Annotated in this window: 11 protein-coding genes; 7 read left to right on the top strand and 4 right to left on the bottom strand. The window is 53.7% G+C overall.

What is annotated here, in order from left to right; all coding sequences use genetic code 11:
- Positions 1–153 precede the first annotated feature (153 nt).
- The 3 genes from SH287x_RS11410 to SH287x_RS11400 all read left to right on the top strand — a co-directional run bounded on the left by SH287x_RS11410 (position 154) and on the right by SH287x_RS11400 (position 3,735).
- Entirely contained in the window at positions 154–1,128 is a 975-nt protein-coding gene (locus SH287x_RS11410) for a DUF1559 family PulG-like putative transporter (RefSeq protein ID WP_479514439.1), read from the top strand.
- Positions 1,129–1,202: 74 nt separating this feature from the next.
- Positions 1,203–1,610, top strand: a complete 408-nt coding sequence (locus SH287x_RS11405; RefSeq protein WP_479514438.1) for a hypothetical protein — start codon at positions 1,203–1,205, stop codon at positions 1,608–1,610.
- A gap of 340 nt (positions 1,611–1,950) precedes the next feature.
- Positions 1,951–3,735: a RuBisCO large subunit C-terminal-like domain-containing protein gene (locus tag SH287x_RS11400; protein ID WP_479514437.1), complete on the top strand. Its 1,785-nt coding sequence runs from the start codon at positions 1,951–1,953 to the stop codon at positions 3,733–3,735.
- Between the two features lie 61 nt (positions 3,736–3,796).
- On the opposite strand, the gene SH287x_RS11395 is transcribed toward SH287x_RS11400, so the two are convergent.
- The 3 genes from SH287x_RS11395 to SH287x_RS11385 all read right to left on the bottom strand — a co-directional run bounded on the left by SH287x_RS11395 (position 3,797) and on the right by SH287x_RS11385 (position 8,629).
- On the bottom strand, positions 3,797–4,309 hold the full coding sequence (locus SH287x_RS11395) for an MEKHLA domain-containing protein (RefSeq protein WP_479514436.1): 513 nt from the start codon (positions 4,307–4,309) through the stop codon (positions 3,797–3,799).
- A 49-nt stretch (positions 4,310–4,358) separates the two neighbouring features.
- The gene (locus SH287x_RS11390) at positions 4,359–5,846 is read right to left on the bottom strand and encodes a trypsin-like peptidase domain-containing protein (RefSeq protein ID WP_479514435.1); all 1,488 of its coding nucleotides are present in this window, start codon (positions 5,844–5,846) and stop codon (positions 4,359–4,361) included.
- A 476-nt stretch (positions 5,847–6,322) separates the two neighbouring features.
- Entirely contained in the window at positions 6,323–8,629 is a 2,307-nt protein-coding gene (locus SH287x_RS11385) for a tetratricopeptide repeat protein (RefSeq protein ID WP_479514434.1), read from the bottom strand.
- A 352-nt stretch (positions 8,630–8,981) separates the two neighbouring features.
- On the opposite strand from SH287x_RS11385, the gene pgm reads away from it, so the two are divergent.
- Together pgm and malQ are read left to right on the top strand one after the other, a co-directional pair.
- Positions 8,982–10,628 carry a phosphoglucomutase (alpha-D-glucose-1,6-bisphosphate-dependent) gene (pgm, locus tag SH287x_RS11380; protein ID WP_479518699.1) on the top strand — a complete coding sequence of 549 codons (1,647 nt, stop codon included), beginning with the start codon at positions 8,982–8,984 and terminating at the stop codon, positions 10,626–10,628.
- Positions 10,629–10,774: 146 nt separating this feature from the next.
- Entirely contained in the window at positions 10,775–12,322 is a 1,548-nt protein-coding gene (gene malQ / locus SH287x_RS11375) for a 4-alpha-glucanotransferase (RefSeq protein ID WP_479514433.1), read from the top strand.
- Positions 12,323–12,449: 127 nt separating this feature from the next.
- Here malQ and SH287x_RS11370 read toward each other — a convergent pair whose 3' ends face one another.
- Positions 12,450–12,611 (bottom strand): hypothetical protein, encoded by a 162-nt coding sequence (locus SH287x_RS11370; protein WP_479514432.1) that lies wholly within the window; start codon positions 12,609–12,611, stop codon positions 12,450–12,452.
- Positions 12,612–12,700: 89 nt separating this feature from the next.
- Between SH287x_RS11370 and SH287x_RS11365 the strand changes: the two genes are divergently transcribed.
- Both SH287x_RS11365 and SH287x_RS11360 read left to right on the top strand, forming a co-directional pair.
- Positions 12,701–13,492: a ferritin-like domain-containing protein gene (locus SH287x_RS11365; protein ID WP_479514431.1), complete on the top strand. Its 792-nt coding sequence runs from the start codon at positions 12,701–12,703 to the stop codon at positions 13,490–13,492.
- Between the two features lie 338 nt (positions 13,493–13,830).
- A complete protein-coding gene (locus tag SH287x_RS11360; RefSeq protein ID WP_479514430.1) occupies positions 13,831–15,429 on the top strand; it encodes an MFS transporter in 1,599 nt (532 codons plus the stop codon).
- The last annotated feature ends 42 nt before the right edge of the window (positions 15,430–15,471 follow it).

Below are 15,471 nucleotides of genomic sequence, written 5' to 3'. Positions count from 1 at the left end.
GACGTGCAGCCGCGTGATTTCTCGATGCGACGGAGAAATCGCCACTCGCACGTCCCGTTTTCTCTTGACAAGCTTCCAGTTAAACATCAATCTAAATCAAGGTTTTGAGAAATCAAAAACTAAAAACCGATTGCTATTTAACTGGAATTGCATATGAATATAACCGTTTTGCGTAAAGGGTTTACGCTAATTGAACTGCTGGTGGTCATTGCGATCATCGGCGTATTGGTGGCCTTGTTGTTGCCGGCAGTCCAGCAGGCGCGCGAGGCAGCACGAAAAACCCAGAGCAAAAACAACCTGAAGCAGATTGGGTTGGCTCTGCACAATTATCACGATGCTCACAACGTCTTTCCGGCCTCATATCTGGCCAACACCCGACATGCCGCGCGTGACCCGGACACCTACGACGCCCCGAACGGATTTGCCTGGGGGGCCATGATTCTGCCGCACCTTGATCAAGCCCCGCTGTACAACAGCCTGCGGACAGATCGCCCCTGCTGGGATGCCGTGAACGCAACAGCTGTCGGGATTAATCTTCCGGCGTTCATGTCTCCTTCAGCCACAAATTCAAGTGGTTTGGTGGAAGTGAAAAACAGCTCAGGCACTGTGCTGGCCCGCTTTGGACGCGCTCACTATGTCGCGAATGCCGGAAAGGATGAGCCGTGGGGATATCAGCTTGAGGACTATTCACAGATCGCTGATGGGCCGATGTATCGCAATTCCAGAACACGCGCGGCGGATGTCACAGACGGCCTCTCCAATACGGTCTTCATTGGCGAACATAGCCAGATCAGTGATAAAACGTGGGTCGGCGTTGTGCCGGGAGCCAATGTCTGTGGGATTGACCCGATCAAGTTCCCCAACACGTTATGCGATCGGGCGGCAACGTTAGTCAACGTCCATTCTGGGCCAGCCACAGCGGAAATTGACCCCTTGACTGGCTTTGCCCCCATCCATCCCCCCAACAGCCCGCTGTGTCATGTGTGCCAGATGTATTCACCGCATGCGGGCGGTGCTCATGTGTTGCTGGGAGATGGCAGCGTGCGATTTGTTTCGCAGTTCATTCATCAACCCACCTGGGAGGCCCTTTCGAGCTGCCGGGGAAATGAAGTCGTGGGCGAATATTAAGGCTTCACGGGGAATGAATTGGTCTTCGGGCTGTTGACCGCTGTTATCTCAATCACATGAGGGAGGGTCGTTTTGTGCGGACATTTGAGAGTGATGGAGTTGAAGATGGTCGGAATCGTGTTTTAGTATGGGGCGGAGCAGGTCTTGTCCTGATCGTGGCCCTGGTGATGTTTTTTCGATGGTGGGCCACTCCACCCGCTGTGGAATATGACAATCTCAAATATATTCAGTTGCTCTGGACGGCGGTTTCTTCACGAAACACAGCCTGGGTCGAAAAAGTGGCCTCAGCGGTTGAGCAGCGTCATCACTCCGGTGAGATGTCCGACGGAGTGCTGAGAGAATTTCAACGAATCATTCGCCTCGCCCAAGCTGGCGAATGGGAAACGGCGTCGCAGGAAAGCTATCAATTCGCAGAAGGGCAACTCAACCGCAATCATGGCCCGCGCGAGACTAACACTCACAACGATAAGCATCAGCACTGACGTTTGACGCCCTCTACGATGAGATAAGTGACCTCGACAGAGACAATCGCTCTCAATGTCGCATGTTCGTGATTCTGTGGCAGCCGTTGACCTTCAAACCCAGCTTATGTGTCGTTTTTCTGCGATCTGTTAAGTTGAAATGGTTGTGGCCAATTTTCAGTGGAGTGTGTGACAGAATTCTGTGCCAACGATGCCGTTCCAGGCTCTGTTTTGGTACAACGTGGGGCTGGAGTGCCATGCGACGCTTTGACAGCGAGTTGGCGCTCTGAGACATAACCAACTGGCCGACACGTTTGCCTTGGCTTCCTTTACGGAAATCATCGGCTCGTCAGCGGCTGAGATGTCCCACTACGGACAGCCAACATTGATGAACCCTCCCGCGACTGCCTTCACGACATCCTCGCCACCCACCATGCACACCTCGGAATCCACTGAACAATCTCTGAGGTCAGGTTTGGGTATTGCTGAAAACTCCGCGAGCAATGCTGAAGTTCTTCAGGCCATTTACCAACTGACATGCCCGGCCAATGAAGCCGAGTCACTCGCACAGGACGTGGCCCTTGAGCAATCAGTTGAAGTTCCTCCAGGGTTGATTTCCGACAGTCGGATCTGGAATGAATTTGTTGGACGTGTGAAGGGGATGACTTCCACTTCTGAAAACACGCATCTGGCGACTGTGGAGTATCCCGCGCACCTGGCAAGTGGAAATCTGTCACAGACACTGAATCTGTTGTTTGGCAACGTCAGCCTGAAGCCGGGCATTCAATTGCATGACGTGCAATTTCCGGCATCGCTGCTGTCCCAATTTGCCGGCCCCAAACTGGGGATCAATGGCCTGCGAGCCGCCTGCAATGTCTGGGGTCGACCATTATTGGCGACAGCACTGAAGCCGAAAGGTTCCACGATCAGTGAGCTGGCACGGATTGCAGGTGAGTTTGCACGAGGAGGCGGCGACCTTGTCAAAGATGACCATAATCTGGTGGATCGTCGTCTCGAAGATTTCAAACTTCGCGTTGAAGCTTGCCAAGAGGCTGTCACCCGGAATGCCGGATTTTCGCAACACTGTCTGTATTTCCCGAATCTCTCGGGGACACTCCATGATCTGGAACAGCAGGCGGCTTATTGCGTGAAGCTGGGCATCAAAGGGGTTCTCGTTGCACCCATGATTGCCGGTTTAGAAACCATCAGGCATCTGGCGGCTTCATTTCCCCTGGCGATTCTCGCGCATCCCACGATGTCCGGATCGCTTCTTCAACCTGGGCAAGGGATTTCCCACGGATTGTGGCTATCCACTTTCATGCGGCTTAGCGGCTGCGATGGCACGGTCTTCCCCAATGCGGGCGGTCGATTCTCCTTTTCCCGAGACAACTGCCTGGAGATTGCCGCAGCGGCCAGAAAACCGTTGGGACATCTCAAAGACTGCTTCCCCGCGCCGGCGGGTGGCATGACATACCAGTCACTGGATGGCATGGCGGCCGATTATGGTCAAGACACGATCTTCCTTGTGGGTGGTGGACTTCTCGGTTATTCCCCTGATCTTGTCGCCAGCACAGAAGCGTTTCGATTGAGGATGGAAGAACTCTTTCCTGATTCTTCCGAGGGCGGGAACGTGTCTGCCAGCGAAGAGACCTCTCGCAATGGGCATGTTTCGGCCTGTGAACTTCCGGGGCCTCATTCAAGTCATCATGAGAAGCCGGGAACTTCCGGGGAACATGATGCCACAGCCGCATCGTTCACCGCCAGATTATTGAAATTCCTCCCGGAATTTCGCTGGGAAGGGCGAGAAGTCACCCTCTATAAGCAGCAGGCCGGAATTCCCTTTGCCAATGTGGATCGGCAGGAATTAATCGGAAAATTCGGAGAATCAACCGCGTTTGATGTCCGTTATTTTGAGATTGCTCCGGGAGGTTACTCCAGCCGCGAGAAGCACTATCACACCCATGTCATCATCCCGGTTCGTGGAACTGGCCAACTGGAATGCGATGGCGCGACCCTGACGCTGGAATCAATGGATATTGCTTACGTGCCACCGCTGGCGATTCATCAACTGACAAATCCATCACCTGAGCCATTTGGCTTTCTGTGTATTGTCGACCACCGACGCGATGCCCCCATGGCTCCTTAAGCAGCATGAGAGTGATCGGGCGCGGGATCAACGAGCGATCAAAAACACCTGAACCTGGCGGCTATCTGCTCTTGGCTTCCAGAGGTGACCAGGTGTGGAACATGGCGGCTTGCCCTTGGTAGGTGCCCTGCTCGTCGACCACGTTCCAGACCAGTGCCTGATGGATCTGGAAGCGTTTGCCGGTCGATGAAACACGGATTCCCTGATAGTCGTCGACGTAACCGTCGCGAGTCGTTCGTTCCAGCAATAACGCTCGTTCATCTCGATGAACCGGCTCAGCCGTAAAACGGGAAGGGGTTCTCAGAAATTGAGCGAGATCCATTTCCCAGAGCGTGAGTGCCGTGCGGTTTCCATAGCACAGAATCGGATCACTCTCACAGCCATGAGAGACCAGCACAAATGGAGCTTCAAACAACGTTTGATAAACAGCAGCGGGCGTCTCGGCCAGCAAGGGATGGCCCGTCCAGCGCCGATGTGAACGGGATGCCCAATCAATCCATGTTTTCCAGCGAGGATGCAGCCAGGGGTTCTGGAGTGAAGCGATTTCATCGGCTAACGCAGGCTGATCCGTCACTGATCTTTTTCCTATCGTATTGAACCCCAAAACATCGCCGTGCAAGCCACTATTGCAGAGCCGATTGCGGGAGTTGAACCAGGCATTCGACGGACTCTCCCCCTTCCAATCGCATGACCCGCATGGGGATTGTTTTCAGCGATTTGCCTGCGGCAAGAACACTGGCGACTTCAACTTCGGAAGCTACGGGCCACTGATCGATTTCCACAATCAGATCACCCGCTTTCAGAAGTCCCCGCCACACACTGGCCTCATCCACATTGTTGACAAGCACGCCGCTGGTGCGAGCCGGCAGGCGATGAGTTTCCTTGATTTGAAGGTTCAAGGGAACCAGTTGAAGCCCGGCTGGTAATGAGGTGGGCTTGATACGAGGCTCTTGCCATTCGGGTTGAGGAATTGCACTTTGTTCCCGCATTTCGGCACGGTCACCCAGTTGGACAATGACAGGAACTTTTGAGCCTCCCCGCCAGACAACCATGCGAACTTTTTTCCCAAACGGAGTGAGGCTGACAAGATTGATCAGGTGGTTTTCATCCTCGACCTCGACACCATCAAAGCTAAGAACAACGTCGTCATAAAGCAGGTTGGCTTTGGACGCAGCGGTATTGGGATAAACCTCTGTCACACGTGCTCCAGAGACACGATCCAGCTTCAACCGCGAGGCCGATCGCAAGTCGAATGCCGGGTCGAGTCGCACGCCAAGATAAGCTCGTTGAACGACGCCGTATTCAAGCAACTGATCCATGACTCGGCGAACAAGGTTGCTGGGAATACTGAAGCCAATCCCTTCGTTTCCACCGCTGCTGCTGGCAATCGCGGTGTTGATACCGATGATTCGCCCCTGCAGATCAATGAGCGGCCCACCGCTATTTCCAGGATTGATGGCGGCGTCTGTTTGCAGGAAATCCTGATTGAGAACGGCGGTCGTTCCCAACTTGAGCTTCCGGCGTCCTTTGGCACTGATGATTCCAAATGTGACAGACTGGCTCAGGCCAAACGGACTGCCCACTGCCAGCACCATGTGACCAATGTCGACCTTATCAGAATCGGCCCAACGAGCGGGGGCGAGGTTGGTAGCATTCACCCGAAGAACGGCCAGGTCGGTATCCCGGTCAGCACGAATGTCATCGGGGTTGATGACTCGTCCATCGAAGAGCGAAATGGAAATGTTGCCGGGAATGGCTCCGTCGATCACATGACGATTGGTAACGACATAAGTTCCTTTACCATCGCTCCCTGTGACCAGCACACCAGAGCCGGTCTCTTCGACAACCCCCTTGTTCGGAACATTCCGCCGGCTTTCGATATGCACCACACTGGGAGTTGCCAGATGTGCCACGCGAGCCAGTAATGAACTCCCTTCCTGAAGCGCGGTGACTTTCTTATTCAGATCGTCATAGGCCTCTTCCAGAGCCGCTTTATCGACAGCAGCAGCGCGCACCGCATTCATCACCGGAATACTCAGTATCCCAGCTCCTAACAGACATCCCAGCACAAATGTGAAACCTGGAGTGCTCCAGCGAATCAATTTCGACATCTCAGGCTTTCTTGAGGAACTGGAACCTGACAGTCGCGAGGTTCTTGCACGAGCGGCAAGCGAGAATCGCTCACCTCGTATCTTCGGTTTTGTTGGCCGAACCTCACAGAGAAACTCAGACGCGTTGGATTGCAACAGTTGGAGAGTTTCTTCGTCTTTCCACGTGTTTTGATTTTCCGGACTTTGCGAACTCATGTTTCACACCTCGCGTCACAGCATGCTGATGCAGTCTTGGCGACACAAGAAAGTGACAGGATCATGTCATTTCAGAGAAGTTTGATATCGCGTTGTGGCCTGAGGTCTGTCTCTGCCGCAAGGTTGACCGGAAACAGAGATACTTCAGAGATAAGGATGACAAGGTTAGCCTGACACATGCTGCTGTTGATGCCGCCGGACTGCTCACTTTTCTTGCCACTTCTGTCATCGTGTTATTCGATATTGCCGATCAGCCAAGCCTGGTAAAGTTTGACGAGAATTCAGCGGCTTGTCTTGGGGAGTTTCAGGTCTTTGCCCAATTGCTCCAGATTTTTGTAATCAGGGTTGTCCGGCGAAAGCTGCCTCAAGAACTGGGCAACCAGTCGCTGGGCTGACTCACGATCACCTGCGGCAAGAAAGAGATGGGTCAGTCGCAGAATGGCTGGCATACCCCGCCGCTGAATTTCTTGCATGGTGGCTGGCTTTGCCAGTAATCGCCGGAGGATCTCAGCAGCCTGTACTTTCGCGGCACCGCTGGCATCAGGCTGACTCGACAATTGCCATGCCAACTCTTCATTTAACCCATAATCGAGTGGATTGGCCGCAGATCCGTTTTGCAGAATCTCCAATGCTTGAACTGGCCTGTTTTCACCTAAGTACCAGTGAGCCAGATTTCTCCAGCCATCAGGCGTTTGAGGCGATTCTTTAATCGCTCTCTCAAAGGAAAGCCGAGCATCCCGCCCTTTTCCTTGCCGAGCGAAACAAATTCCCAGATCAGACCAGGCCTGGCCATTGGAAACACTGAGCTGTGTGGCTTTTGTCAGGAATTGCTCTGCCTGTTGAAGGTCTCCCCGATCCATCAGCAAGGCGCCATAATCTCCCAGCAACGCCGACTCATGCGGGAAACGAGCGGCTGCGATAGCGAAATGCTTTTCACCAGCTTCCAGCAATCCAGTCCCTGCGATTGCCCGCGCCAGCATCCGATGGTACTCAGGTTGTTGATCAAGCCGCTGGTCGAACTCTTCACGCCGGGCCAGGATCTCTTCATAGGCTCCAAGTTGAAGCTTGGCCGTCATCCAGTTCAAAAGATTGGTTTCAAGAATCGGATCGCGGCGGTAGACATCTTCGATGTGTTCCAGGGCTGCGACAGGATCCCCCTGCTCGATCAATATCTCGGCAAGGTTCGCGCGCGCGACAGTCGCTCCCGGATTGGCCGCCGCCGTAGCCTGCCATAATGTCCAGACATCCTGATAAATTGCTGTCTGGTTCCGTGAATTCAGCACCAGCAAGATGACCGCCACACCCGCAAGAGTAGAAGCCATGGGAGCAACCCACGGTGCTGCCCAGGGAACTACAGAGCCATTCCTGTGACAGAAGGTCTGAATGAGTTTTGCGGCACCGACGGTTAATCCTGCTCCAACCAGAGACAGGATACCCAGGCTGGCGAGATAGACGAAGTGATCGGCGACATAAGAAAACCGCATCGGATAGACATTGAAAAAGCCCAACGCAGGAAAGAGCGTTCCGAGAAAAAAGCTCACCGCCACGAATGGCCCACGTCCCAGCGTTCGCCGATAAATCAATGTCAGGAGCAGTACAGAAACGGTCATTAGCGGATACAGCCACTGCACACTGTCGCCCGCGTTGATCTTCCATTTGGGATAGATAAAGAGAAGTTCGCGTGGCCATATCAATTGGTACGCGTAAAACCAGGGGATGCGTCCCGCAAGGACAATCCGATCCCAGGGAGTCAGGGGAACATATTCGCTCGTGGCACCGACATGGGCGACTTCCAGATAAGCTGTTAGCAGCCCCATGGAAATCCCCACAACAAAAAACGGTGAGGTGATTCGCCAGTCACGCCATGTCAGTCGCCCCCTGACACCCCAGGTAACAAGCAGTGCCGCTGCAGGCAAAGTGCATGTCACAGTTTTGCTCAAGAGAGCGGCAATAAATAGCACCATGGCCAGAGCATACCTCCGCCACGAAAAATCAATGGCGGCATTGTTGAGACCAGCCCCCTTGTTCGCAGGGAGTGCTCCCAATAATTCAAGCAGCGGTGTCGCTGCCAGAAGATAGAACAACCCCGACAAAACATTCTTGCGTTCAGTGATCCATGCCACTGACTCCACATGCAGCGGGTGGGCCGCAAAAAGCATGGCAATCCACCAACTGCCTGGAACATTCAATCGGTTGAGCAGTCTCCCGACCAGTACCGATGTTGTCGCGTGGAGCAAGACATTGGTCGCATGAAAACCAACCGGCCACAGGCCCCACAAGTGGTATTCCACCCAGAAAGTGGTATGCACCAGCGGATAGTATTGAGGCGTCGCACCGGGATTACTCCAGATTTGCCAGAGGCCATCAAAAGTTCGCAGCGTTTGATTGTGCAGAACGTAGTCGTCGTCATCCCAGATGTAGCCGCAGGTCAAGCTCTCTCCATGAGCAACAATAGCCACGACAAAAACCACAACAGCCCAGATCCAGAAGGAGGAGCCGAGTGGCCAGATACTGCTGGCATGAACCGTAGGCGTGCTGCTGTGTGGTTCGAGTTTGGCGGATCGCGGAAGCGGCGCAATATCCGACACGCTCTTAGCCCTCACGCACCGTAAACAAAAGAACAGGGTTCCTGGCAGGTGCCGATGTCTGAATCTTTTAGCGTCCTACAAGGAATTGCCCAAGCCATTCCCCTCAGTTTCCCTTGAGATCCCTGAGAGTGAAACACGAAATTGTGAAGAATTGATGATCCAACTGCCATTCCGGTCAACAGGAAGCCTGAAGCCCGGAACTCGATCTTCTTTGCCAACATCGATTGATTGAGGCAAAGCTGCATTTCTTCGCAGTTGCCATCTTTGTAGTCTTACGGCTGCTCGCCCCAGTTCAGGGGAAGGGCAGGGATCGTCGCGAATGGCTCACTCGCAAGAGAAGGAAAAGTCTTTCATGGGTTTGCATGCTTTGGCCGGTCAAAAGGCTCCTACCGACTATCTCGTCAATATCGAACACCTGTTGCAGGAATATCAGGATCATCAGCCCGATCTCAGTGATCCGGCACAGCGAGTCTCGTTTGGTACAAGCGGCCATCGGGGAACCTCGTTGAATGGTTCATTCTCTGACGCTCATATCGCAGCGATTGCACAGTCGATTGTGGAATACCGTGCGTCCAAGGGAATTACCGGCCCGCTGTATATGGGACGTGATACTCACGCCTTGTCAGTTCCCGCGCAACAGACGGCAATTGAAGTTTTTGCTGCCAATGGCGTGACAACCATCATTCATAGCCAGAATCGCGCGACGCCCACTCCCGTGGTCTCCCATGCCATTCTCGTTCAAAATCGCGGTCGTACGTCGGGATTGGCGGATGGTGTGGTCATTACACCCTCTCATAATCCACCTGAAGATGGCGGTTTCAAGTACAATGGCACTAACGGCGGGCCGGCTGACACTGATGCCACAACCGTCATTCAGGATCGTGCTAACGAGATTTTGGATACGGGATTAAAGGCCGTTCGTCGTCTCTCTTTAACAGAAGCCATGGCTTCAGGACACATCAAGGCGATCGACCTGATTTCGCCCTATGTCAATGATCTGGGCAGCATCATCGACATGGACGTCATCCGCTCCAGCGGGCTTTCGATTGGTGTGGATCCTCTGGGGGGATCTTCACATGACTACTGGGCTTCGATTGCCGAAAAATACAGCCTGAATCTCAAGGTGGTGAACCCCATCATCGACCCGCAATTTGCGTTCATGACGCTTGATCATGACGGAAAAATCCGCATGGATTGTTCAAGTCCGTGTGCCATGGCCAGCCTGGTTTCTCTGAAAAACCAATACGGCATTGCCTTTGCCACCGACCCGGATGCTGATCGCCACGGGATTGTCACGCCGACCGGCGGTCTGATGAATCCCAATAGTTATCTGTCAGTGTGCATCCAGTATCTCTTCCAGAATCGTAAGAACTGGAGTGCCAACGCGGGTGTGGGCAAGACGCTGGTTTCCAGTGCCATGATCGATCGCGTTGCAGCGTCCATCGGCCGTAAACTGGTCGAGGTTCCTGTCGGTTTCAAATGGTTTGTTGATGGACTTTATGATGGAACGCTGGGTTTTGGCGGCGAGGAAAGTGCCGGAGCCAGTTTCCTGCGAAAAGATGGGTCTGTCTGGAGCACCGACAAGGACGGCTTGATTCTGGGACTGTTGGCCGCAGAAATCACCGCGGCCACCGGAAAAGACCCCAGCGAGCATTTTGCCGAGTTGGGTGCCAGGTTTGGCGTGCCGGAATACACCCGGATTGATCAGGTCGCGACTCTCGAACAGAAAGCGATTCTCAAAAAATTATCGCCTGCCGACGTTACAGCGACCACACTGGCCAATGACCCCATTACCCAACGATTGACAAACGCACCGGGAAATGGAGCTCCAATTGGCGGTTTGAAGGTTTCCACCGACTATGGATGGTTCGCGGCTCGCCCTTCAGGAACCGAGAATATCTATAAAATCTACGCAGAAAGCTTCCGGGATCTTGTGCACCTGGGATTGATTGTGGCTGAAGCGAAAGACATCGTGACAGCGGCACTGACGAAGAAATAACGTCATCTCTGCGAAGTGTTCAAGGAAATCCCCTACGTTCAAAGTCGTCTCCGCCTTTCCAAAGGTCGCGAATTTGCGGAAGATGTGCGGGCGCTCCGGGATCTTTCCTTCTCCTTATTATTTCTCAATAAAGAACGAGTTGTTGCATGGATCGTGCCAGTGGAGTGCTGCTTCATCCCACATCATTTCCCAGCCGTTTTGGTACAGGTGACCTGGGGCCAGAGGCATACAAGTTCGTCGACTGGCTGGCGGCAGCTGGTCAGTCGTACTGGCAGGTGTTACCGCTGAATCCTGTGGATGCGGGATTTTCGCCTTACCAGAGTCCGTCATCTTTTGCAGGAAACTCGCTTCTTGTCAGCCTGGAAAAGCTGGTTGAAGATGGCCTGCTCACGAACGAGCAACTGGATCAGGCGGCCATTGCCGGGGCTTACGGGTGCGGCGAATCAAACTTTGAACTGGCGCTGGAGCGTAAGCTTCCGCTCCTGGAGCATGCCGCCCATACCTACCGGACTCTCCCTGAAGATCATCCCCTGCATGCGGAGTACCGGGCGTTCTGTGCCACGCAAGCGGGCTGGCTGGATCAGATGGCTCTTTTCATGGCACTGAAAGGAGCCAATGGAGGGCGATCATGGACAACCTGGACTCACCAGGTTGACCACCGACATCATGCCGGCCCGGAAGCCATGATGGTTTTGCAAGAACCCGTGTTTCTCTGCAAATTTCAGCAATTTCTGTTCTTTCGCCAATGGAATGAGCTGCGTGCTTATGCCCGGGATCGTGGCATCCTGATCATTGGGGATGTTCCGATTTATGTCGCCCATGACAGTGCTGATGTCTGGTCGAACCGACAGCTTTTCCAACTCGATCATGCCGGACATGCGATTCAGGTCGCGGGGGTTCCCCCCGATTACTTTTCAGCCACAGGACAGCTCTGGAACAACCCGGTCTATGACTGGCAGGCTCTGGATCTCGACGAATACCGCTGGTGGGCACGACGCCTCAATGCTGTCATGCAGGCGGTGGACATCGTCAGGCTGGATCATTTTCGCGGGTTTGAAGCTTACTGGTCGGTGCCAGCGGGGCACGCTACTGCCGAGCAGGGGATGTGGGTGGTCGGCCCACGCCAGAAACTGTTCGATGCGCTCAAGCGGCAGTTGGAAATTCCTGACGGTGCCCAGCGGCTACCCATCATCGCAGAAGATCTGGGAACCATTACTCCCGAGGTTGACGCTCTCCGGTTGGCTTATGGATTGCCCGGCATGAAGGTGCTGCAGTTCATGATTGCAGAAACGGATCCTTTTTATCCTGAAGACTTCCCAACAGAATCCATCTGCTACTCGGGCACGCACGATAACGACACGACTGTCGGCTGGTTCCTGTCGCATGTTCAGCCCTTCAGCGACCGCATGGATCGCATCCGGCGACATACCCGGGGAGAAGTTGAGACGATCGCGTGGGATCTGCTGAATGTCGTTTGGAAATCCCGCTCGAATCTTGCCATTGCTCCGCTCCAGGATGTGCTAGCGCTACCGGGTACCGCGAGGATGAATACGCCTGGAACATTTGGGACTGAGGCTCGCAACTGGATCTGGCAATACGCTCCTGATGTTCTGACGATGGATCTGGCTGTCAGGCTTAAAGAACTGACAGTGGGTGCCAATCGATGCCTCGACCAACGTGTACCACTCTTTTGATATCTGCGATTGATCGCGTTGCCTCCGGTCATTTTGACAACCTGGCTACAGTTCTCTTTCTTTGTCGGATGAAACTCCATGAACAGAGAGCTTTCCGTGATTTTGTCGTGTCTTTCTTCAAAAAATCTCAGGTAACAGTGAAGTGAAAGAGATGCCCGACGCTGATATCGCGCCGAACGGTCAAGGCTCCATGCACGTGCAGAACGATTTGCTTGCGAATGATCTCGGCGGGTCTGTCTGTCAGGTTTGCTGTCCCGTTTGTGGTGGTGAATTCATGGAGATTCGACATAAATTGATCTGTTCAAGGTGTCACACCATCTGTGAAACCTGCTGTGAAGGTGGGCGAGGTTAAGTCGAACGGCTGAGAAAGCGGAATCCATGGAACTGCGGGCCTTTGCTCTCCAGGTGTTGAGGTCGCCCCTCTGCGCAGACAAACTGGCCCCTGTCCGCGAAGCCATGACGGATGAAAATCCCGGGCCAGTTGAACGCTGGGAACTTCCAGCCCGTGAAGACAAGCTGGTGTTCGGTGCCCGGAGAACCGCCCCCGCAATGCCTCCCTTTCCTCGCTTCAAAGAGGCGGGCCAGCGGGCCATTGCTCATCACATCATGGCGAATCATGAATTGCAGGCACTGGAAGTCATGGCCTGGGTATTGCTGACTTTTCCCGAGGCTCCCACAGAGTTTCGGCAGGGTCTGGTCAAGGTCATGCAGGATGAACAACGGCATACCCGGATGCACATCGAGCGATGCCGTTCGTTGGGTGTGGAGTTTGGATCGTTGCCTGTGAACAGTCATATCTGGCGTCACGCGATGGCGTTCACCTCGGTGCTCGATTATCTCGCAGGATTACCGCTGACTTTTGAAGGTTGCAATCTGGATCATAGCCTGGAGTTTGAGCAGGCATTTCAGAATGTAGACGACCCGAAAAGTGCGGCGATCATGCGGCGAATTCATGACGATGAAATCGAGCATGTCCGTTTTGGTCTGGAATGGCTGAGAAAACTCAAGCCGGAAGAAATGTCTGATTGGGAGGCTTATACCCGGCATCTGCATTTCCCCCTGCGCCCGGAGAAAGCCTCAGGACATCAATTTCACGAGGCTTCCCGTGTGGCCACAGGGATGGATCTGGAATTTATCCAAAAGCTGAGAGAGTCTGCCGAGAAAGCTTAGCTCGCAGGAGAGCACGCCTCTCTGATCAGTGTTTTTTCATCTGCGACTCCACGGGTTGTCTTCTCAATCCCTCAGACGAGATGAAATTCTGGAAAGTTGTCTGAAGGAATGGTTACATCTGATTGCGTTTATTAGTCTTGCCGCCCAAAATCGCTGTAACTGACAATATTGATCTATCAACAAGACCGGCTCATCTCGCCTGAACGCCCAATCGGTTCCTATCCAGGTTCGCGTGATGAGAGTCACGTCGAGCAGAGTGCATCTGGGTCTTCGATGGTGTATATGGGTGATGACGTCGATGACCGAATTGCACGTTTTGTCTCATTGAAAGCGTATTCATGACTGACCGGACGATTGATCTTTCCGCTTCCAAAGGACAGGTTCGTTCTTCTAATGATCGTGGGAAATGGATGGCATTGGCCGCAGCATTGCTGGGGTGGATGTTTGATGGTGCCGAAATGGGCATCTTCTCCATGGTCGGTCGGCGGGCAATTCAGGATCTGCTGGGGATCCCACTGGTGGCTACCAGTGAGCAGGAAGCGATGATCGGGCCACTTTTTGGCATGATTATCGCCATTTTTCTGGTCGGGGCGGCAACGGGGGGCGTGCTTTTCGGCTGGCTGGGAGACCGGATTGGCCGTGTGCGGGCCATGAGTCTTTCCGTACTGACCTATGCCATCTTTACCGGGCTTTGTGGCTTTTCACAAACGCCATTACAACTGGGCGTGCTCCGGTTTATTGCGTCTCTCGGTATGGGTGGTGAGTGGTCACTGGGCGTCGCTCTTGTGATGGAAGTCTGGCCCAACCGTTCGCGGGCATTGATGGCGGGCCTGATTGGGGCTGCCGCTAATGCTGGCTACTTTCTCGTGGGGATTGTGGGAATTCTGCTCGACCGTGTCATCAAGACATTGGAGGGCGGACTTCTGGGGATCGGGCTGCCAGCTTCAACCGTTGACATGCTGATTGCCTATGATGGCTGGCGAATCATGATGATGTTGGGAACACTTCCCGCGATCCTGACATTTTTCTTTCGGATCTTTGTCCCTGAATCGGAAAAATGGCTAGAGGAAAAGGCTCAGGGAAGCACCAGTTCACTGGCGACTTCCGATTTGCTGGGGGTGCTGGTGGGAACGGCCGGGCCTGCGCTGGTCATTGCGATGTGTACACTTTCAGGGATCTCATTCCCCGTGCGTGTGCTGGGAATCATTTTGGGCGTGTGTATTGCCGCAGCGGGATATCTGTTTCCCGCCATCCGGTTTGTCAGTCGTGACCGGGCATCAGGCCGCATGCCACCGCTTCAGTTTCCTATTCAGCGAATGTTGCTGGGAGCCGCAATCAGTGGTGTGGCCTTGCTGGGAACCTGGGGATCAACGCAATGGTCAATGGCCTGGGCTGGGCAACTCACTCAAGGAATTGATAAATCACAATTGGAATGGTGGTGGCAGCATCCGAAAGAATTCACTCAATTGACCACCGCTTCCGGGGCTATTGTGGGGACGATTCTTGCCGCTTATTTTGGCAATTTTCTCGGTCGCCGAATGAGTTATACGATCCTCTGCCTGTTATCACTGATTTCGGTACTCGGTTTTTACCAACTCCAAAGTGAATATGGACTTGTGTTTCTGGGGACTTCCTTTGTGCTGGGGGCAACGACGGCTTCGTTCTATGGCTGGCTGCCACTTTATTTGCCCGAGCTTTTTTCCACACGATTGCGGGCGACAGGCCAAGGGTTTGCCTTTAACTTCGGGCGGGTCATTGCCGCGATTGGCACGCTTCAGATCGGCAGCCTGCTGGGATTGCTAAGCCACGTGCAGACGCTCGCAGGTGTTCGTGGGGGATATGCTGTGGCCTGTAGTGTGATCTGCCTGGTGTATCTCGTTGGTGCGGTAATTATCTGGTTTGCTCCAGAAACCCACGGCAAAGAACTGCCTGAATAGTTCTTAACCGCAGGCTTTTCAGTCAAAGCCTTTTTTGAGCGG

Source organism: Planctopirus sp. SH287 (genome assembly GCF_056500625.1).
This window is presented reverse-complemented; position numbering and strand designations above follow the sequence as displayed.

Coding starts and splice junctions, on each gene's coding strand:
- SH287x_RS11410 (WP_479514439.1), top strand. CDS start 154: ATGAATATAACCGTTTTGCGTAAAGGGTTTACGCTAATTGAACTGCTG.
- SH287x_RS11400 (WP_479514437.1), top strand. CDS start 1,951: ATGTCCCACTACGGACAGCCAACATTGATGAACCCTCCCGCGACTGCC.
- SH287x_RS11390 (WP_479514435.1), bottom strand. CDS start 5,846: ATGTCGAAATTGATTCGCTGGAGCACTCCAGGTTTCACATTTGTGCTG.
- pgm (WP_479518699.1), top strand. CDS start 8,982: ATGGGTTTGCATGCTTTGGCCGGTCAAAAGGCTCCTACCGACTATCTC.
- malQ (WP_479514433.1), top strand. CDS start 10,775: ATGGATCGTGCCAGTGGAGTGCTGCTTCATCCCACATCATTTCCCAGC.
- SH287x_RS11370 (WP_479514432.1), bottom strand. CDS start 12,611: ATGTCGAATCTCCATGAATTCACCACCACAAACGGGACAGCAAACCTG.
- SH287x_RS11365 (WP_479514431.1), top strand. CDS start 12,701: ATGGAACTGCGGGCCTTTGCTCTCCAGGTGTTGAGGTCGCCCCTCTGC.
- SH287x_RS11360 (WP_479514430.1), top strand. CDS start 13,831: ATGACTGACCGGACGATTGATCTTTCCGCTTCCAAAGGACAGGTTCGT.